General features: G+C 41.7%; 17 protein-coding genes. 6 read left to right on the plus strand and 11 right to left on the minus strand.

Annotated elements, in window-relative coordinates; genetic code table 11:
• Positions 1–104: 104 nt before the first annotated feature.
• The 8 genes from V7K85_RS06620 to V7K85_RS06655 all read right to left on the minus strand — a co-directional run bounded on the left by V7K85_RS06620 (position 105) and on the right by V7K85_RS06655 (position 12731).
• Positions 105–1139, minus strand: a complete 1035-nt coding sequence (locus V7K85_RS06620) for a chlorophyll a/b binding light-harvesting protein (protein WP_334811991.1) — start codon at positions 1137–1139, stop codon at positions 105–107.
• Between the two features lie 413 nt (positions 1140–1552).
• The gene (locus tag V7K85_RS06625; protein WP_334811993.1) at positions 1553–2308 is read right to left on the minus strand and encodes an alpha/beta fold hydrolase; all 756 of its coding nucleotides are present in this window, start codon (positions 2306–2308) and stop codon (positions 1553–1555) included.
• 492 nt (positions 2309–2800) lie between these two features.
• The gene (gene fldA / locus V7K85_RS06630) at positions 2801–3313 is read right to left on the minus strand and encodes a flavodoxin FldA (protein ID WP_334811995.1); all 513 of its coding nucleotides are present in this window, start codon (positions 3311–3313) and stop codon (positions 2801–2803) included.
• A gap of 92 nt (positions 3314–3405) precedes the next feature.
• Positions 3406–4839: a chlorophyll a/b binding light-harvesting protein gene (locus V7K85_RS06635; protein WP_334811996.1), complete on the minus strand. Its 1434-nt coding sequence runs from the start codon at positions 4837–4839 to the stop codon at positions 3406–3408.
• Positions 4840–4841: 2 nt separating this feature from the next.
• Positions 4842–5873: a chlorophyll a/b binding light-harvesting protein gene (locus tag V7K85_RS06640; RefSeq protein ID WP_334811998.1), complete on the minus strand. Its 1032-nt coding sequence runs from the start codon at positions 5871–5873 to the stop codon at positions 4842–4844.
• A gap of 846 nt (positions 5874–6719) precedes the next feature.
• Positions 6720–9248 carry a mannose-1-phosphate guanyltransferase gene (locus V7K85_RS06645; RefSeq protein ID WP_334812000.1) on the minus strand — a complete coding sequence of 843 codons (2529 nt, stop codon included), beginning with the start codon at positions 9246–9248 and terminating at the stop codon, positions 6720–6722.
• 258 nt (positions 9249–9506) lie between these two features.
• Positions 9507–11390 carry a glycosyltransferase family 39 protein gene (locus tag V7K85_RS06650; protein ID WP_334812002.1) on the minus strand — a complete coding sequence of 628 codons (1884 nt, stop codon included), beginning with the start codon at positions 11388–11390 and terminating at the stop codon, positions 9507–9509.
• A gap of 102 nt (positions 11391–11492) precedes the next feature.
• The gene (locus V7K85_RS06655; RefSeq protein ID WP_334812004.1) at positions 11493–12731 is read right to left on the minus strand and encodes a glycosyltransferase family 2 protein; all 1239 of its coding nucleotides are present in this window, start codon (positions 12729–12731) and stop codon (positions 11493–11495) included.
• Positions 12732–13199: 468 nt separating this feature from the next.
• Here V7K85_RS06655 and V7K85_RS06660 point away from each other — a divergent pair, with 468 nt between their 5' ends.
• Together V7K85_RS06660 and V7K85_RS06665 are read left to right on the plus strand one after the other, a co-directional pair.
• A complete protein-coding gene (locus V7K85_RS06660; protein WP_334812006.1) occupies positions 13200–13391 on the plus strand; it encodes a hypothetical protein in 192 nt (63 codons plus the stop codon).
• A 329-nt stretch (positions 13392–13720) separates the two neighbouring features.
• Positions 13721–14197, plus strand: a complete 477-nt coding sequence (locus V7K85_RS06665; RefSeq protein ID WP_334812008.1) for a hypothetical protein — start codon at positions 13721–13723, stop codon at positions 14195–14197.
• Between the two features lie 23 nt (positions 14198–14220).
• Here the strand turns inward: V7K85_RS06665 and V7K85_RS06670 are convergent, their stop codons facing one another.
• The gene (locus V7K85_RS06670; protein WP_334812010.1) at positions 14221–14457 is read right to left on the minus strand and encodes a hypothetical protein; all 237 of its coding nucleotides are present in this window, start codon (positions 14455–14457) and stop codon (positions 14221–14223) included.
• A gap of 596 nt (positions 14458–15053) precedes the next feature.
• On the opposite strand from V7K85_RS06670, the gene V7K85_RS06675 reads away from it, so the two are divergent.
• Positions 15054–15716 (plus strand): DUF1361 domain-containing protein, encoded by a 663-nt coding sequence (locus tag V7K85_RS06675; RefSeq protein ID WP_334812012.1) that lies wholly within the window; start codon positions 15054–15056, stop codon positions 15714–15716.
• Between the two features lie 90 nt (positions 15717–15806).
• Here V7K85_RS06675 and dnaB read toward each other — a convergent pair whose 3' ends face one another.
• Complete coding sequence (dnaB, locus tag V7K85_RS06680; RefSeq protein WP_334812014.1) at positions 15807–16898, minus strand: replicative DNA helicase; 1092 nt, start codon at positions 16896–16898, stop codon at positions 15807–15809.
• Between the two features lie 21 nt (positions 16899–16919).
• On the opposite strand from dnaB, the gene V7K85_RS06685 reads away from it, so the two are divergent.
• The 3 genes from V7K85_RS06685 (at position 16920) to V7K85_RS06695 (ending at position 19413) form a co-directional block, all read left to right on the plus strand.
• Positions 16920–17390, plus strand: coding sequence for a hypothetical protein (locus V7K85_RS06685; RefSeq protein WP_334812016.1), 471 nt, complete (start codon positions 16920–16922; stop codon positions 17388–17390).
• A 318-nt stretch (positions 17391–17708) separates the two neighbouring features.
• Positions 17709–18644, plus strand: a complete 936-nt coding sequence (locus V7K85_RS06690) for an ABC transporter substrate-binding protein (RefSeq protein WP_334812019.1) — start codon at positions 17709–17711, stop codon at positions 18642–18644.
• 406 nt (positions 18645–19050) lie between these two features.
• The gene (locus V7K85_RS06695) at positions 19051–19413 is read left to right on the plus strand and encodes a hypothetical protein (protein WP_334812022.1); all 363 of its coding nucleotides are present in this window, start codon (positions 19051–19053) and stop codon (positions 19411–19413) included.
• A 342-nt stretch (positions 19414–19755) separates the two neighbouring features.
• On the opposite strand, the gene V7K85_RS06700 is transcribed toward V7K85_RS06695, so the two are convergent.
• A partial coding sequence (locus V7K85_RS06700) for an FTR1 family protein (RefSeq protein WP_334812024.1) occupies positions 19756–20189 on the minus strand: 434 nt, incomplete at its 5' end.

The following is a 20189-nucleotide window of genomic DNA, read 5'->3' on the forward strand; positions in this document are numbered from 1 at the left end:
ATTTTGCGGAAAGTCTGAGCGCCGATTTCCGGCGAACAGAACTTTCCAAGACGGATTTTAGGTTGTCATAATCTAAAATCCAAAATCTAAAATCTAAAATTGTTTTACGACTCGCTACCTATGGCATTTATTGCCCTTTCAATTTGCTTAAAGTCAACACCAATTGCTCGTAGGGCGTGCCACAGATGACCTTGCAAGAAGAAGAAAGCTAAGAAGAAATGGGCATTTGCTAACCATGCTCTGGAAGTATAACCACCGTTAACTAACTTAATGCTGTCGGCAAAATAAGGACTAACTCCGAGTTTTAGTTCCAAGATAGGGCCATAAAATTCCACGGGGTAAGCTAAGGTATTCACCGCACAGAAGTAAGCTGCAACAAATCCTGCTAAGGCAATACCGCCTAAAGAGTAGGAAAGGATGGCTTCACCGGAGAAGATTAAAAGCTTTTTCGCCCAAGGTAAAGGCTCTATGAGGATGTGCCAAATACCGCCGCCAATGAGTAACAAGCCTACATAGATATGACCGCCGACTAAATCTTCTAAGTTGTTAACACTGGCAAAGTGGGTTTGATAGCCATAAATGACCAAGGGATTGAGGGTGGGGTCGGTGACAACTCGAACATCGTGAATTGTCGAGTCGTACAGTCCTCCCCAGTACATGGCTCTTCCTACCAAGAGTAAAGCACCTAATCCCAAGAAAATTAGGTGATGTCCTAAGATAAACCCAAGTTTTTTCGGGTCATCCCATGCAAAATGAAATTTCCGAGCGCGACCACTGGCGTCTTTTAAGTTTTTTGGGCCTTTAAAGGTGTGGAAAAGTGCGCCTGCACCAAGCACAGCAGAAGAAATTAAGTGTAAAGCGCCGATAACGAAATAAGGGTAAGTATCGACTACCTGACCACCTGCGCCCACACCAAAACCCAAGGTAGCTAAGTGGGGAAGCAAAATCAGCCCCTGTTCCCCCATAGGTACTTGGGGATTGAAGCGAGAGATTTCAAACCATGTAAATGCTCCAGCCCAGAGCGTCGTCAGCGCTGCTTGTGCCACATGAGCACCGATAAATAAGCCAGAAAGGTTGGCGAAGCGGGCGTTACCATTCCACCAATCAAATTTGACGTTGGGATTGCCGTATGTCTGCATTGTTAAACAAATTAGTAGTTGTTGGCAATAATACTCAATTAATTAGTTCTTGTTTCAGCAGTTAAATGTCGCTTGAGTACAACAAATCAGCTACCACATGTGTAGACGCGAAGCTTTTACCTGAAGCAGAAAAGCTTCTTCCAATTCACAGCAGGCGTTACCGATTGTGGCCAGATATGACTTCTTGACACATGCGCTGCTTATTGAAGCTACTTACCAATTATTGAGATTACAAACTTAGTCTATTGAAAGTAATTCTTATTTACTTGATCTCTTTACAAAATGTAATCATCAAAATTGGAAGAAAAATAGGCAGCACAAACAAAGCGACAATGCTAACTATCACCGCTCGAACTACTCTTGGCTGCAAGCAAATATTAGTTTTTAAGCGTTGGTTCTTCTGCCTTCTGCCTTTATGAATATGTAGAAGTGCTTAGGGATAGTGCAGATGCTTCCAGTAGATGCGGATGATGGCGTTGCCAAAAACTCAAAATCTGTTCACCAACTTGTTGAGGATAGAAGTAGTGAAAAAAATGATACCCTTCTGAGCATTCCCAGAGTTTATCTTCTGGCTTAAACCAATTTAACCAGTCATGCAATGCAGGTGGGTTGACTACTGGATCACTCTTGCTACCACATACCATCATTGGCATAGAAACTCCACCCTTGGGTAAATAAACTAACTTAAACAAAGAGTGTGGCGAGGGAGATTGTTCTAAATCTTTATCTAAGGCAGCTACTAACTTCCTAGTGGTATGAGGCGATTGATTTCCAAAAAGACTGCGAACGCTGCTTGCCAAAATTAGTTCACGGCTGATACTAAAAAGTTGTCGTTGAAAGTAATAGTGAGCGTGCCAATTGTTGGCGGGTTGAGATGCTACAGCCAGCAGCGTGAGCGATCGCACTTTCTGGGGGAATCGACGAGCATAGCTTAAGGCGATCGCACCACCCATCCCATGACCTGCCAGATGCACGGGGCGATCGCGCCATTCTAAAAAGTCATACAGCAACTCCACAGCTTGATCTATGGAACTGGCTTCATCTTTAGTTTGGTGGTATTCCCACTGGGCGATGCTCATATACCCAGATAGGTATTGAAGTAATGGTTTATCAAAACGCTTCAATACAGGACTAGCATTTAACCACAGAACATCAAATGAATCAGACATAAATACCTGTCATACCTAAAACTTCTGAATTATCAATTTTGAATAAGAAATTACATCTGTTATTGGTGTCAACTTCAACTAAAACACCAGAAAAAACCTCATTTCGCAGTTCTACGTGGAAATGCCTTTTCTTACGGCTCTGTCGCTAATTAGGCTCGTCATTACCCACATCTTTTCAATCTCTTGCTTCCTTGCTATTAGCTTGGGAATAAATTCTAAAGCTAATAGCTAAAGTCCGTTTCAACGAACTCAATTGAGTTAACCAGAGTCAGTTAAAACTGAATTATGCTATGCAGCCCAGGATTTGAATCGCAGGCAGACTACGGGTTTGGCAACAATTTGACTGTTACAAGAATGTGGGTAATGATAATAGCACTAATCAGCTGGGCATTAAGAGTCGAAGATTCTTAATCAGGCAATCTCTCAAAGCTTTATCCCTTAGTGGTTGTCACTTTAAGTTGACACAGATGCACAGATGTAATCTCGTACTTTCTACAAACCAAATTCTTTCTTCAACTGAGCAACCCAAGTTTTAATCCGCTCGTCTGTTAACTCAGATTGACTACCTTCATCAAGTGCCAATCCGACAAACTTACCATTTTTCACAGCTCTAGATTGATCAAATTCATACCCCTCTGTTGGCCAGTAGCCAACAGTTTTACCGCCCCGTTGGGAAATTTTTTCTTCTAGAATTCCTATTGCATCCTGGAAGTTATCGCTATAGCCATATTGGTCTCCATCACCAAAATACGCGACCTGCTTACCACTAAAATCTATCTCATCCAGATCAGAGAAAAAGCCTTCCCAATCGCTCTGAAGTTGACCAATATCCCAAGTGGGAGAGCCAATAATCAGCAATTCATACTCATCAAAAGTGGTAGTATCCGCTTCGTAAATGGGATGTAATGTTACAACATCACCACCAAACTCATCCCGAATTTTTTCGGCATCAGATTCAGTGTTGCCAGTTTGAGTCCCGTAAAACAAACCAATTTTTTTCGACATATTGTCACCTGATATATAGTTGTGTGATCAAAAGAACTTATCCAACAATGGCGATTCGTCCTGTACGTAAACCTCACACAAGTTGATGCAACTTAGAAAAACAAACTGCTATTGGTTAACAGCAGGAAGGCAAACAAAGCTCCTCCGCAGCTACCCACTGTCCAGCCAGCATTAAACTCGCTCCAAGACTTAGCCGTTTTCATGTTTTCCGGTAGTTCCCCTTGAGCAGGTTTGCGTTTTTGAAACGATACACTACCATACAACCACAAGCAAATAGACAAAATCAATACCAGACCGATTGTCGCAAGTAGCCCTGCTTGATTTGCCAACTCTGTATCCCGCAGCGGGCCTAGTTTGACGAACGGGCCAATCAAGAAATAGCCGTGCGCCATGCCAATTTCCAGCCCCCGTGAAAAAGGAGATAAGCCTTGACGGTAAATAGGAAGATTTGCCAACAACTTCAGGGTGATATCAGAAGCATTCACTGGAGTATCGAAATTCCCTATTTCCGGCATTCCCGCAGGATTGACAACTCCCTGCTGAAAATCAACTCCAGCCGCTATGACACGCACCCTCAAGGCGTGCCAGATATGACCAGCTAGAAATACAATTGCCAAAGCAAAGTGACTGGTTGCTAGCCAAGTACGAGATGTAATCACTCCCGATGCAGTAGTACTCAGTCCTAACGGGCCATAGAAAACTGTGGGATAAACGGTATCATTCACCGTAACAAAATATGCTGCCAACAAACCCATGTAAGCCAGAGCGCCCAGGCTATAGGATAGGTAAGCTTCACCAGACCAAAACAGTACCTTTTTTGCCCAAGCAAAAGGCTTGGTGAGAATGTGCCAAAAACCTCCAGCAATGCAGAGTATTCCTACCCAAATATGTCCACCGATGACATCTTCTAGGTTATTAACTGCTGCCATTCCCTGTTTGCCAAAAGCACCGAAGAGATAGCCAAAGATGCGACCAGGGTTAATAGTCGGTTCAGTAATCACTCGTACAGATGCTACTGCCGGGTCATAAAGACCACCCCAAAACAGCGCCTTTGCCACCAAGAACCACGCCCCGAACCCCAACAACAGCAGATGAATGCCGATGATGGTGGTCATCTTGTCTTCATCTTTCCAGTCGTAGCCAAACAAGCCAGGGAAAGACGGGTTATCATCCAATACTGCTGGGCCTAAAACGGCATGGTAAATGCCGCCAGCACCTAGTACAGCGGAACTAATCAGATGTAAAACACCAATTACAACATAAGGATAGGTATCAATAATTTGGCCGCCGTCGCCAACACCAAATCCTAAAGTTGCCAGATGGGGCAGCAAAATTAACCCCTGCTCATACATCGGTCGGGAGAGGTCGTATTTGGTGATTTCAAATAGGGTCATTCCTCCTGCCCAAAGGACAATCAACCCAGCATGAGCAACATGAGCGCCCAAAAGCTTACCCGACAGGTTAATGAATCGGGCATTGCCAGCCCACCAACCGGATTCTGGGGTCGTTATCGTTGCAGTTGCCATTGTTAGATTGCCTCCCCACGAGTTGAACGGACGACTCTCCAAGCGCGAAAGTCAAATCCAGCAGCGCGTAAAGCGTGCCAGAGATGCCCTTGAAGAAAGAAAAAAGCTAGCCAGAAATGAGCATTCGCCAGCCAAACGCGAGAGCATAGGAAATTTCCACTCTGGAAGTACGGAAAACGGTCAAACCCAATACTCAGGGCTGGCCCATAAAATTCCGGTGGGTAAGCTAATGTGTTAACAGAGACAAAATAAGCAGCTATAAAACCCATTAGAGCTAAAGCACCCAAGCTGTAAGAAAGGTAAGCTTCTCCTGACCAGATAAAAAGCTGCTTTGTCCAGCCGAAAGGTTGAGTGGTAATGTGCCAGATGCCGCCAGCAATGCAGAGAATGCTAACCCAAATATGACCACCAACCAAGTCTTCCAGGTTGTTGACTCCAGCAATCCAATGCTTGCCACCGCCACCAAATAAATAGCCAAAAATGACGACGGAGTTCAAAGTGGGGCTAGAAACTACGCGCACCTCACCCACCGTAGAATCGTACAAGCCGCCAAAGAACATGGCTTTGGCAACCAGTAAGCCTGCTCCCAGACCCAGTAACACTAGGTGAATACCCAGAATAGTGGTCATTTTATTAGCATCTTCCCAGCGATAGCCAAAGAAGGAAAATCTTTCTTCTAAGATGGCGGACCCACGTTGGGCATGAAAGATACCGCCAAATCCCAGGAAGGCGGAGCTAATTAGGTGCAATACTCCAACGACGAAGTAAGGATAGGTATCTACTATCTGTCCACCACTTCCAACACCCCAACCAAGGGTTGCAAGATGGGGCAATAGAATTAAGCCCTGTTCGTACATTGGTTGCGCTCTGTTGAAGTGGGCAAGTTCAAAAAGGGTTGTTGCACCAGCCCAGAGAACAATTAACCCTGCATGAGCAACGTGAGCGCCCAAAAGTCGTCCTGAGAGGTTGGTTAACCGGGCGTTCCCTGCCCACCAGGGAATTGACTCCGGTTTTTGAACAGCCACGCTTGTCATGGCGTTATCTCCTGAGAAAGTTTACAAATAACTGAAATAATTAGCTTAATGAATATCTATCTCAAGAAGCATGAAGATATACTACCAGAGTAATTGCAAAATTTTATCATTTGATTTAAGTAAAGTTTTATAAAGGTAGGACTTACGCACTGAAAACCTGAAACCTCGATCCCCCCTAACCCCCCTTAAAAAGGGGGGGATCTGAAAAGCCCCCTTCTTAAGGGGGTTGGGGGATCTCCTCTGCGTAAGTCCTAAAAGGATTTCAGAAACAAACTGAAAAGGCGGGCGACGGTTCATTCTACCCCAACAAGCAGTGGGCTACAAGCCAACTTATTGTAAGTGTCTTACGATATCCTCACACAATATTCCTGGTAATTACTGGTTTCAAAAAATACATCAATAAATGAAACTAGAGATAGTAAGTTTTTTGTGGATATATGAAATTAATCCAAATACTAAAAGTAGCTGTAATTCCGGTTTTGACTGTATTGAGCTTGTTGTCTGCATCAAATAAAGTACTAGCTGACTAGTTAAATAGTCAGGGTTCAGGAGGTAATTACCGTTATGAATTATGGTCTAGCGATGATAATAGTAGTTACTATTTGAAAATTTGGTCAAATGAAGCAAGTCCAAAAAGTGACTCATACTTCACAAGTATAGAATTTACCTCTACTGGGGAAGCTTTAATTTTTTTTGATTGCAATTACGCTGAGAGAAGTTTACCAGAATGTCCTCGATAAGAATTTAGAACCCCTCTCAAATCATCTTGGGAGGGTTAAAATAATTCGTAATTCGTAATTTATAATTGAATTCTTTAATTACGAATTACGAATTAGCAATTACAAATTACACTTCGGCAGGTTGATACTCTTGTTGTCTTTCGACAAACGCCTGAACACGGCTGCGGTAGTTTCTTATAGTCTCATCTACCCAATCGCGATCGTTGCTATTTGCATACAAATGCACCAGTGGTTCGCTGGCATCTGGTAAAACTAACAGCCAACTATCATCGTATGGCTGACAAATTTTCACTCCATCGATCAGTTCTAGGTTTTGGGCTGGGTGAGTTTCCACTAAGTAACGCATCAAAGCACCCTTGGCTGTCCACGGGCAACGGACTGTATAAGTTTTGTGAATTACACGGGGCAATTCTGACCGCGCAGCAGCAAGCGATCGCTCCTGTATAGTCAACATCTCAATTATCTTAGCAATGCAGAACATGGCATCAAATCCCGGATGCAGTTGCGGGAAAATAAAACCAGTCTCTCCACTACCTCCCAGCACTACATTTGGATTTTTCTGACAAGCTTCCATTAAGGCTGTAGGGTTGGCTTTGGTGCGAATCACTCTGCCATCATGGCGGCGGGCGACTTGTTCAATAGCACTAGAAGCATGAACTGGCACTACTACTGTTCCTCTGGGGTTAGCCGTCAGAATCATGTCTACCATCAGTGCTGTTAAAGTTTCCCCACGAATTGGGTAGCCTGATTCATCAACTAAAATTAGCTGTTCTCCATTAGCAGATACTTGGACACCAAAGTTAGCTTTCAATGCCTCCACTACATGACCTAACTGAGTCAGCAATCCTTCGCGGTCAGTGATTGACATCGCTGTTTTAGTGACACTAGCATTCAGCACCACTGCATCAGCACCAAATTTATCCAACATTTGGGGTAAAACTGCCCCCGATACGGCATAAACATAGTCAATCACCACTTTTGCTCTGCTGTTGCGGAGTGTATGAACATGCAAAAGTTTTTCAAAAGCAGTGCAGTAGCGGTCATTCACTTGGCTGGGGTAAGACACATCGCCAATTTCATGAATTAGCGCCCGTCGCATATCCTCCTTAAAGTAAGCGCCTTCAATTTTCTTTTCTAAGGCTTTGGAAATATTAATCCCCTTGGCATCCATGAATTCAATCAAAATGTAGTCGGGGCGATCAGGGTGTACCCGCACATGGATACCACCAGCTACCGACATTGTGGGTATAACCGTGCGGGCGATTGGGATAGCTGTAGCATCGAGGTTTTGAATATCAATACCTACTGACATCAAACCAGCAATCAGCGATCGCGTCACCATCCGAGAGACATTACGCTGGTCACGGGAAACCGTTACCTTAGAACCAGGTTTCAAAGTAGAACCGTAAGCAGCTCCCAATTTCACGGCGAATTCTGGGGTGAGGTCGATATTAGCTAATCCTTGCACACCACGTTGCCCAAATAAATTCCGTTGAGCGGTGTTTCCCCAAATTAAGTTAATGTTTAAAATTGCCCCTGACTCAATCTTTTTACTGGGCCAAACACGGACGCCAGGGCTAATTTGGGCTTCTTCTCCCACTGTAGAAAGCGAACCGACAACAGCAGCTTCTAATACTTGGGCGCGGCGGTCTACACGAGTCCCACGGGAAATCACACAGGCAGAAAGAGCTGCTTCCTCGCCAATGAATGCCCCATTCCACACTATGGGACGTTTGAGATTCGCATCAGCGCCAATAGTGACATTATCACCAATTACAGTTCCTGCCTCAATGTGTACTCTTGCACCGATGCGGCAATTGTCACCAATTACTGCTGGAGCTTCAATTACAGCCGTCTGGTCGATGTAAGTGTTTTGGCCTACCCATAACTCATGGGAAACTTGTTTGTAGGCATAATCTAGTTGTACTTTCTGATCTAAGGCGTCATATTGAGCCTCACGATAGGCATCTAAGTGACCAACATCACACCAGTAACCTTGAGCAATGTAACCATACATTGGCTCATCTTTTGCTAGTAGTAAGGGGAATAAGTCTTTGGAAAAGTCGGATTCAGTGTTTGCTGACAGATATTCCAAAACTTCTGGTTCGAGAATGTAAGTGCCAGTGTTGACGGTATCGGAAAAAATTTCACTACTAGAGGGTTTTTCTAAAAATCGCCGAATCCGTGCTTCTTGATCAGTAATCACCACCCCAAATTCAATCGGGTTGGGAACCCTGGTTAAAATCAAAGTAGCTTTTGACTTTTTTTGTTTGTGAAATGCGATCGCTGCCGTGAGGTCGAAATCTGTGATGCTATCGCCGCTAATAACTAAAAAGGTTTCATCAAGGAGTTCGGCAATGTTTTTCACACAGCCTGCTGTACCCAAAGGCTGATCTTCTTCGACAGCATAGGTCATCTGAACGCCAAAATCGCTACCATCTTGAAAGTAGTCTCGCAAGACATCAGGTAAATAATGCAATGTTGCAATAACTTCTGTTATTTGATGTCGTTTGAGGAGATTGATAATATGTTCCGCAATTGGTCGATTTAGAATAGGCACCATCGGTTTGGGCAGATCGCAAGTTAACGGGCGAAGCCGCGTTCCCGAACCGCCTGCCATCAGTACTGCGCGCATAAATCCTCCTTAACTACTTACAGCCTTCGCTGCTTGAAAACGTGTCAGATATATTTTGTTCTTCTTTCTTTAGTCTCCTATGGATATCGATATTTGAGGAACTTCCACAAGATGCATCTGCATTGAAGTATGGGGCATTGGACATGGAGAAGAGACAAGGGAGACAAGGGAGACAAGGGAGAGGGGGGAGACAAGGGAGACACTTGTTTAATAATTCCCCCTGCTCCCCTGCTCCTTCATACCTCATCCCCCGGGTTATTAACTCTCCTGGCAATGATAAAGTTTATATTCGTAGCCGTTTATGCTTGGCAAAGATTGAGTATTAGATATAACGCATGTTTTGACAGTTTCTGCTACGGGGGCGTGAAAGTTTACCAGCCACAAGTCAAAAGGTCGTGGTAACTTCTTTAAAGTATTTTCCAGAACTATGGTGGAAGTATTCGGGTCTTGGTCTTGATGGGCAAGGAGAAACAGAGATTTTTGGGGTGAATTTGCAAGTTTAATCTCCCTACCTACCCCCATCATTTCCCCAGTGTGTACATAAGTTTTGTGAGTAGTGGCAATCAGTACTGGTACTGGGGATGTTTGTTGAATTAGCTGCACAAACAGGTCAGGGCGATAATATTTTTGATAGCCGAGATTGCAGATTACTGTAACTGCACTAAAAAATCCCATTAGCCAAATTAACATTACGGCTTTTTTACCGTTTATTCCCCATTTACCGATGCTTTTTATCCCATTTTTCCCTTGTTCTCTTTCTATCCATTCCTTGGGAGGATGCCAACAAACTGCGAGGCTCGCCCCCAGTAAAACAACGATGGCGGGAAAGTAAACAAAGTTATATCTAGCACCCCTGGTGAGGTCAATACCCAAAAAGTACGTAAAGATAAAGAATAAAGCGATCGCGCTGATCACAACTCCAATAAACACCTGAATCATAATCCGGCTTTCTGGATGCTGTAGTTGAATCTTGATCCCACTCAGCAAAATTGGTACTGCCCAAATAAAGAAAATCAGCATCACTAGTCCAGAAGGAATCACAACCAATAGCTGTGAAGATTCAACTGGCAGGAGCGAAATCATTGCAATCCATGTTCCTAAAGCTTGAAAAATTGGGCTTAACCAATCTAGTCCGACGCGCGAACCCCGAATCCACTCGGTCAAATTATCACGATTTCTATTTTCTAAAAAGATTGGTAGCCAAATTAAACTCGCTACAAAAGTACCTGTAGCAACGGCATAGATGCGCCGCCAGGGAGGAGAGAATAAAAGAGAAAATTTCCTGCTAGTCTGCAATTGAAGCCAAGCAAGAAAAATCAAAACTACAGCTTCTGTGCAGAGGGTGAGGGTGAAGAAGTAATGAGTAGCAACACCTAAAGCATTAATTCCTACCCAGAGAAGTGCTATCCAGATGGGTAAAGGTGTGCGGTTTTTAATATGACGGGTGGCAATTACTAAGCAGGTGAGGGAAGCAGTTACCCATAAGACTGCCAAACTGTATTGGCGTGCTTCTTGTGCTAAAAATACGCCGTAGGGTGATACTGCGATCATCGCAGCAGCCAAGTGTCCCACTAATGGCGAACGAAACGCTACCCTACCTAATACGTAAACACATGGGATGGAGGCAGCGCCGATTATCGCCGGTAGCGATCGCGCAGCAAACAGCGATACTAATCCTCCTTCGCTCTTAAATAATTTCATCCACAGGTAAGCCAGCACAAAATACAGTGGTGGATGGTTATCTTGTGTAACTAAGTTATGAACCACATCACCAATACTAGCTGCTGAGTTTGGTTGCAGTGGTGACAGCAGAACATCAGGTGCGATCGCTTGATCTAGGGGTACTGATAAAAAAGTATTCCCCAAGCTAAACACCAAGGTGGAAAACTCATCAGTCCAAGGAGGCTTTGCAGTTAAGTTGGTTAGGCGTAAGCTGATGCCAATGAGCAACCACATCAAGTTTAGCAAGGGGTCAATCCACGAAGGAGGAAGGCGAGTCTGCCAATGATGCCAATGATGCCAATGTTTGTGTTGTGAGCTAGAGTTTGTATCTACTATGGGCAGGAAATGGATAGCCGATGCAGGTAGCAACGAGATAATTTTTCTGTAAAAATAAAATGCACCTTGGAAAAGAACTCTCATTGCCGAGCCTCACACGAATAGATTTGTAGATTTAACGTTTGAGATTTAAGTTCGTTCTAAAATCTAAAAACAAAAATCAAAATCTCAAATCCCTCGTTGTGATTATTTCACGTCTGTGACCCGCCAGCTAAGTTTCAAATTAATCGAGAAATTCCAGATTGTAGCAATTGCGATCGCTATCAACTTAGCTAAATACTGATTTATCCCCAAGACATTATAGAGAAAGTTAATTATAAGAGCTTGTAATATAACTCCTGCCAAACAGATCGCACTGAACTTCAAGAATCGCTTGAAACGTTGATGCGGATTACGTTGCCTTTGAGAAATATCACCAAAAGTCCATAAATCATTCCATAGGAAATTATTTATGATTGCCACTGCGGCCGAAAGAATCGTACTGCGAGTTAAACCTAAATGAATCACAGTACGCAGCAAGTAAAACACCGTTAAATCCACAAACACACCACTAAAGCCAACCAACCCAAAGCGGAGGAATCGACCAACTGGGAAATTGACTTTTCTTTTTAATCGTCCTACTCGCCCTGTGGAAAGCCGCAACCGTACTAAGTGATGGATGTAATCTATGTATTGCTTCCATGTCACCTTACTCTCACCCTGTTTGCGTTCGCAGAACACATACCCAACTTCAGCAACTTGGTGTACTTTTCCCCGCCCGATTACTTCTAGGAGAATTTTGTATCCGACTGGATTGAGTGTTGTATTTGCGATCGCACTCCGGCGCACCATAAAATAACCACTCATGGGGTCGGAAACTCTGCCTAGTACCCCCGGTAAAATCACCAAGCCTAACATCTGAGCGCCACGAGACAAGAAACGCCTGACAACACTCCAGCTACTGACGCCGCCTCCGTCCACATGGCGGCTGGCTACTGCCAAATCTGCTCCCTGCTCAACACTACGCAACAGTTGCATCAGCACCTCTGGTGGATGCTGCAAATCTCCATCAATCACCCCCAATACATTCCCCGTAGCTGCTTGCCACCCACGAATCACCGCTGAGGACAGTCCCCGTTCCTGTTGGCGTCGCATCACCCGCAACTGAGGATATTCTGGCGTCAAGGATTGTGCTATCTCCCAAGTTTGATCTGGGCTATCATCGTCTACCACAATCAGTTCATAGTTTCCTGGAATAGATTCATCCAGTAACTGAGTCAATATGCTGACCACATTCTTAATGTTGTCACGCTCTTTATAAGTAGGAATTACTAGAGAAAGATAGATAGGTTCACCACTAGTACCCACACGGTTATAGGACAACTCTGAAATCTTTAGTGGGCCAGTTGGTACTGTTAATAGCGAATTGGATGGATTTGTATTCATAATTTCACATTACAGAACGAGTATGTTTAAAGACCGAAGGAAATAAAGCCGAACATCTGCTGACTTTTTTGAGTGAACCTGGTTACTCAAAGCTTGATGAATACTTTTGTTACAGTTAGCTGTTTTGAAAAGTTTAGTAATTCCCGCACCTCAATTCAAAATCTTTTCCTAAATTTCATCTAAACTTTACATTCAACTAATTATTTTTATGGCGTTTTCTAGACGATTACATAATTTTTTATAAAAACAATCAATACTGTAACATTAAGTCAGCTAAGTCAGCAAATATACAATTTATCAAAATTATGTAAGAACTTTTTAGTATTAGTAAGGCTAATATCCCAATCTAGAATCATTTGTGAGAAAATAGAGAAATCAATATAAAGTAGTGATTGCAACCAAGTGCTATGTGTAGTAATAGTGGATGAAATCACTAAAAGAGTTTATCAAAACATAGCCAAGACAAGCGTGAAATCAAATGAGCCAGAGTGCCAAAGGCGGACGCTACGCGAACGCACTCAAGATGTTGCTCTCGGAACATACAGCAGAATTCAGGAGTCAGAATTGTTGAATTCAGAAGTCGAACAGGCTTTATACCTGGCTTTGCAACTTAGCTTGTATACAACACCCAACTTGAAATCTGCTGTAAGCATGAGGTGATTATTCCAATATTGAGGTATAAGTACAGATACTTGTAGCCAAGGCAATAGGAGCAGTTTGAACATGCTCATTAAAACAGAATCCCTGCCTTCAGCCGGAGGCAAGGCAGGGTTGTTAATCTAGCTATGTGTTAAGAGTTTCTGAGTTGTGTTGAATGTAAATTTTGGTGCATGGCAGTTCAAATACTGTTTAATGAGTATCAAAGTTGGATGAATAGAGTTTTCTAACTCCTGCCTCCTGCCCTCTTCCCTCTGCCCCCTACCTTAGTTACTATCTTTACTCATAATATTAGATACTATATTCTCTGTTTTATTGCTGTTGGGGTGTTAATGTCTGTTTTACATAAATATACCGTTATTGCTCCTGTTAGCCTGAGCATTGCTTTGTTCATTACTAGTTGCACTGAAAACAAAGTCTCCCAGTGCCAACGACTGATTCGAGTTGTGAATGCAGGAACTTCTCTGATTGATAAAAATAAAGGGACGCAAGTGATAACCAGCATACAGCTGTCTAAGGATTTGGAATTTGTGACTAAATCGATTAGGGAACTGAATTTAACAGATCCTAAGCTGAAAGAATTTCAAAGCGGTTTTATGAAGATTTTTGAGAATCTTAGTCAAGCGATCGCCAAAGCAGGTAGGGCGCTTGGTGCGACCAAGACAGCAGAAGCCTCGGCATCTGGTAGAGAAAAAATCCAAAAAGCTAGAGCCGAAATTGACTCAGCACTGACAACAGCTACAACTATTGGGAAGCAGTCGGATACGTTAGTGAATGAAATGAATAAGTATTGTAGGCAGCCGGAATAATCTATCTGGAACATGGGGGATTCTCAACTGATTTCGCCTTTTGGAGATGCTACAGCTTTCAGGGCATATTGGCGGTGTAGCACACCCATTTCCCCACCAGTAATTGGCGGTGATAGCACATCTACTTCTGTACTCGCAGTTAGTAGTGGTAGTGCGATCGCTTCCTCGACACCGACAATGTACACATCTGGATATAATTCTCTATCACTCTCTACTACACCTAATATGGAGTTGAGTAACGGTAATTCCCTGGAGGTCAATCAAGTAGTTGTCAACCTTACAACCCTTACTAAAGCTGCTTGTTCACAGGATTTTGTCAATAGCTGCACAAGATCCTCTTTACCCAAACAAGCGATCGGTCCCCGTAGTTGAGTGCTACTGCGTTAATTATTTAACATCGTGAGTTTTCAAGGGATTACACGATTATTCTAGGTCTGTTAGCAAAAACTTTCGGGTGCTTCTGGAACTCTAGCAGGGCAAAATGAAATCAATATAATAGCTAGGACATGGGGCAACATTCCAATCAAAAAAGTCCACAGGAAGTTATTCAGCGGCGTTTTTGCCGTTCATACTTCCATTCTGTGGTAGATTTTACCCTGATGATTTTCTGGCTATACTAGTGGCTTAAGCCGATTAGTCGAGAAATTTCATCTCCCAGTATGAAATACACAAAAACTCTAAGTTCCGGACATCTATCAGTGTGCATTTATTTTTAACTGACACAAAAATCTTGTCTGGTGTTGGAAGAAATCAATTTCCTTGGAGACTACAAAAACTTTATTAGGCAAACACTGAGGTTAATACTAATATTACAAACTAAATTTAGAGAAATTAAACATCTTCTGAGTTAGCACTTATGAAAGAAGAATTGATAGCCAGAGTTCTGCATGTCTTGCGAATTAATATGAGTTGGATGACTTGGAATTTATTTCTGGCTTTTATACCTTTAGCTTTAAGTGTGTGGCTATTTCGTTTTAAGCGTGGTCGCTCTTGGCTTTGGTGGCTAGGATTCTTAGTTTTCTATGCTTTCTTACCGAATGCACCATATTTGTTGACTGATGTAATTCATCTAATAGACGATATCCGCACAATTCAATCGGTTTGGATGATTACTTTGGTACTCATTCCTGTTTATTTGTTAGTAATTTTCGGTGGATTTGAAGCTTACGTAATATCGTTAATTAATTGGGGTTACTACTTGCATCGCATCGGCAAGAGCCAATGGATTTGGCGCTTTGAGTTGATTACACATTTTCTCTGTGCTGTTGGTGTGTATTGGGGGCGATTTTTGCGTTTCAACAGTTGGGATTTTATTACTCAACCCGATGCTGTACTTACCAAAGGGGTAGAAGAAATTCTTGGGAAACAGCCCCTGGTGATTATTGCTATCACCTTTGTGGTACTTGCCGGTTTGTACTGGATTATGAAACGAGTAACTTTAGGTTTTGTTAGGCAACCAAAAAATGCATATCCTCTTAAAACAGAGCAATCCGATCCTAACACTCCAAATGCTGGATGATTGAAGGCTTTTGCTCAAAATATCGACTTTCTATTATTTTATAGAACACAATGTGAATTACTACGCCCATAGGGGGCGTAGGTTAATGCTTTAAAACTTCATGTTCTTGAAGCAAGCAAACTGTGTGTTGAACAAAAGCTTAATTGTTCCTATGGGGCCGTTGCGATGTTTAGCTAGAATGACTTCTGCAATACCTCGATCGGAAGAATCTGAACTGTAATATTCATCGCGGTAAAGCATGAGTACTAAATCAGCATCTTCCTCAATAGAACCTGACTCTTTTAAATCTGACAGCATTGGTCGTTTATTAGTTCGAGACTCTACACTTCGGTTAAGTTGAGATAATACAATTACAGGAACATTGAGTTCTTTGGCTAGTCCTTTTAGAGAACGTGTAATCTTTGCTAACTCCCGCGCACGATTTTCATCATTGTCTCCTGTCAATAACTGTATGTAATCAATCACAATTAACCCTAAGAAATTCTCGTGTTCAAGCATAACCTGGCGGGCTTTAGACTGAATTTTAGCAACACTAAGATTTGGACGGTCATCAATATAAATTGGAAGTTCAGCCAAGTTGGATATGGCAAGTGAGAGGGGTAACCACTGATTTTTGCTAATGCGACCTGTCCACAAGTAACTACTTTCGATTTGTGCTTCTGCTGACAATAAGCGTTGGACAACTTGCTCTTTTGACATCTCTAAACTAAAGATGCAAACTGGTAGTTTATAAACATTAGCGACATTGGAAGCAATATCTAAGCAGAAGGCAGACTTGCCCATTGATGGTCGTCCAGCCACAATAATTAAATCAGAGCGCTGAAATCCGCTAGTCATTGCATCCAAGTCATAAAATCCACAAGGAATGCCAGGTAATGTTATACCTTGATATCTTTCTTCTATATTTTGAAAGGTTTGGACTACTATATCTGATATATGAATTAGTTGATTTGTGTCACTTTTGTTAGCGATTACCTGAATAGATGTCTGTATAGTATCGATTAATTCGATAACAGGTCGCTGATAGTTTCGATTAAGTCGTGTAATTTTAGCAGGTAACTGTTGAATTTGTCGGCGCAGATATAAGTCATATAGTTCTTTTGTATAACTTTCTGCATTTTGTAAGTTAGGGCAAGAACTAACCCAATTATTTAGCAATTTTTCAGCTTCTTCTGCTTCCAAAACTTTATATTAGAGAATGATATGCAATTAATCTCTAGAGAGGAAATAAAGGCATTAATAGAACAGCCAAAAGGAAACTGTGTTTCAATTTATATGCCAACGCACCCAGCCGGGCCAGAAGTGCGACAAGACCCAATTCGCTTTCAAAATTTGCTCAAGGAAGCGGAGACTCGTTTAATTGATGCGGGTTTGGAACAGAAAGAAGCGATTGCATTGTTGGAAAAATCCCATGAAATTGATACCCAAGAGTTTGGGGAGCAAATGGGAGAGCAAGGACTGGCGATTTTTCTTTCGGAAAATATTTTTCGCTATTATACCCTGCCAATTGATTTTCAAGAATTGGTCGTGGTTACAGACCGATTTCACATCAAGCCACTGCTGCCAATTTTAAATGGCAATGGTCGTTTCTATATGCTGGCTTTGAGCCAAAATGCTGTCAGGTTCTTTGAAGGAACATGCTACAGCGTCAATGAGGTGAACCTATCCCACTAATAATATTTCTGCTACAAAGCTTAAGCTTATTGAGAACTGAAAACGAAAAATCAAGGTTTTAAGGCACATTTTACGAAAAGAAGTAGGGATTTTTAAAATAGTGGGATAGGTTCATAGTTCAAAAATTTTTATAGCTACATCAAATGCCATTTTATATACTTCCAAGTCTTCATGACTTATAAGAAAGCTCTTTTTCCATTCCCTCTGCCCCCTGCTCCTTGCTCCCCTACTGTCTTTATGATGATCTCACAAAATCGCATTGCTCCCGCTCCTAGAGTATGCTTCTTATGCCATTATTACCTCAGAAGGAATTTTAATATGCATCGACGTTGGCTCTTATCTGCTTTAGCACTTTTGATGAGTATAGTTTTAGCTGCTTGCACAACTGTAACCACCCAGCAGCCACAAACAAAAGTCACAAACCCTACTGAGATAAAAACCACAAATTCTCAGCAATTACCAAAAGGATCAGCAAAAAGAGTTGTTGCTCTTTCTTCTCTTTCTGCTGACATTATCTCTCGACTTGATCAAACAAAAATTGTCGGAATCACTGGTAGCAGATTATTTAAGGATGACTCAAGATTCAAGGATATTCCCCGTGTTAGTGAAGGCCAAAGTCCGCCAAATTTAGAAAAAGTGGTAGCGCTCAAACCAGATTTAGTTATTGGTGCAGAAGGTTTTTCTAACATTCCAATTCAAAAACTTCAGCAGCTAGGAATTTCGACCTTTCTCACTAAGGTGAATAACTGGGAATCTCTACAAGAACTTACTAAAACACTTGCTAAATCAATTGACGCTGATCCTCAGCCTTTGTTGAATCGTTACAAAACTTTTTTGCCAGAAAAGCCAACTCCGGGTTTTTCTACTCTAGCGCTGGTTAGTCGCCAACCAATTTTAGCCCCGAATAAAAATAGTTGGGCAGGGGATTTGCTGGCGAAATTCCAGGCGAAAAATATAGCAGCAGATTTACAAGGAAAAAGTCCAATTAGTGGCTATGTGACGCTTTCGGCTGAGAAAGTTTTAGAAGCTAATCCAGAGGTGATAATTTTGGTTAACCCCCCGCAAGGGAATTCGGAAGCAGCGCTTTTAGATTCGCTGAAAAAGGAAGCTTTTTGGCAGCAACTGCAAGCAACTAAAAATAACCGAGTTTATGTGTTTGATTATTTTGGTCTGGTGAATCCAGGTAGTATAGATGCAATTCAAAAGGCTTGTCAGCAGCTTAAGCAAGCGTTGTTTGCACCACAAGGCACTTAGCTCAATAATGGGAGAACGTCGCAGTCAATCAAGGATGCATTTATCGCAGGTTAGGACTCCTGTCTGACTTTTGAACAATATTTTAGATAAAACCCTGACAAAACAGGCTTTTCAGTCTCAGTATATTTTCATAAATCAAATCGGAGTTCTATATTAATGAGTATTATTTACTTATGGATATCAGTATTTAAAAATGCAGATTGCTAAACTTATCAAAAACTTTTGGCGATGGGTTCGTTGGTTATTAATAAGTAGACTTGATAGACCTTCAGAAAACTTAGTTGTTATTGTAATTAGTCTAATACTACTCATTTTTAACTGCGATTTCGATTATTAAAGTAAAATTATTTTTGGGTTTTATCTGTTAAACAAAATTACCACCCTATATTTTTATATCACACATTTATTGCTATTTTTTAATAGCTTTTTATTCAAAGAAAACTTGCTAAAATTTTTTAGTATTTTAGTAGCAGGATTTTTTGGGTGTTTCATTCTTTTTGTTTTTATCCTACAATTAGCTCTAGGTAATCATCTTAACCTTGTTGAGCGAGTAGAATGTCTAAATGGTAAAATATTTAGTGTTTATGAGAACTTTGAACCAAGTTTTCTCACTTCTGATGATGCTATTTGCCGATTTGAATTACAACAAGATAAAATTTTTCTAGGAGTTATCAAAAACCGCGAGGAAGTTGGAGAAAAAAAGTGTCAAGTTAACACTAGAGAACCTAGTTTCCAAAACCGTCTTACAAATGCATGTACCCGGCAGTAAGACAAGGTGAATTCAACAATTACTATGATTACTTCAACATGAAAATCATTTTGAAACTACTGCAAAGCATCTTTATAGTTAGTTTTTACTAAAAAATATTAACCAATTCATTTTTTAAAGCATTTTTTGTACTCAATATTCTCATTCGGCAACACTCAACACTTTTTATTACAAAGGAGTTAAATAAAGACGGTTCAGCTTTCCCAACAACTCTAAAAACTAGCTATTGACAGTGTTAGCGATCGCTAAGGCGATTCCCACTCATAGACTGGGAACAAGGGAGATTCTTAACGAGGCAAAAATCTCAAATTGATTGTGCTTTTAATCTTTTGCAGAACTCATTTATTTTTGAGCAAAGGGGATATTTTTTTTACCTTCAGGAGCAGCACCTCCAAGGCTGCGGAAATACAGTCCTCCAATAGTGAGTAAAAACGTCGCATATCCCACTGCTTGTACAAGATAGAGATTCTCTGTATAACCAAATAAAGATTTGAGGATAATGCCAGGAAACTGTTCGTCAGGCAAGATAGTGGAAGTATTTGAAACCATTGGCCCTAAAATACAGGAGTGGACTTTAGTAAAGCGTTCGTAATAGAAACAAAGGCTTTCTGTGGCACGACTGCTAAGGGCAAGGTTAGCCACAGCGTCGTCAAAATGTTTTAAGGCTGAAACTACCAACCCAGCGACAATCAATACTAATAAAACGCCCATTACCTGGAAAAACTGGCGGATATTAATTTTGACACCCCATTCAAATAGCAGCACTCCAATGGCAG

This window comes from Nostoc sp., assembly GCF_036917615.1.
GTDB lineage: Bacteria > Cyanobacteriota > Cyanobacteriia > Cyanobacteriales > Nostocaceae > Nostoc.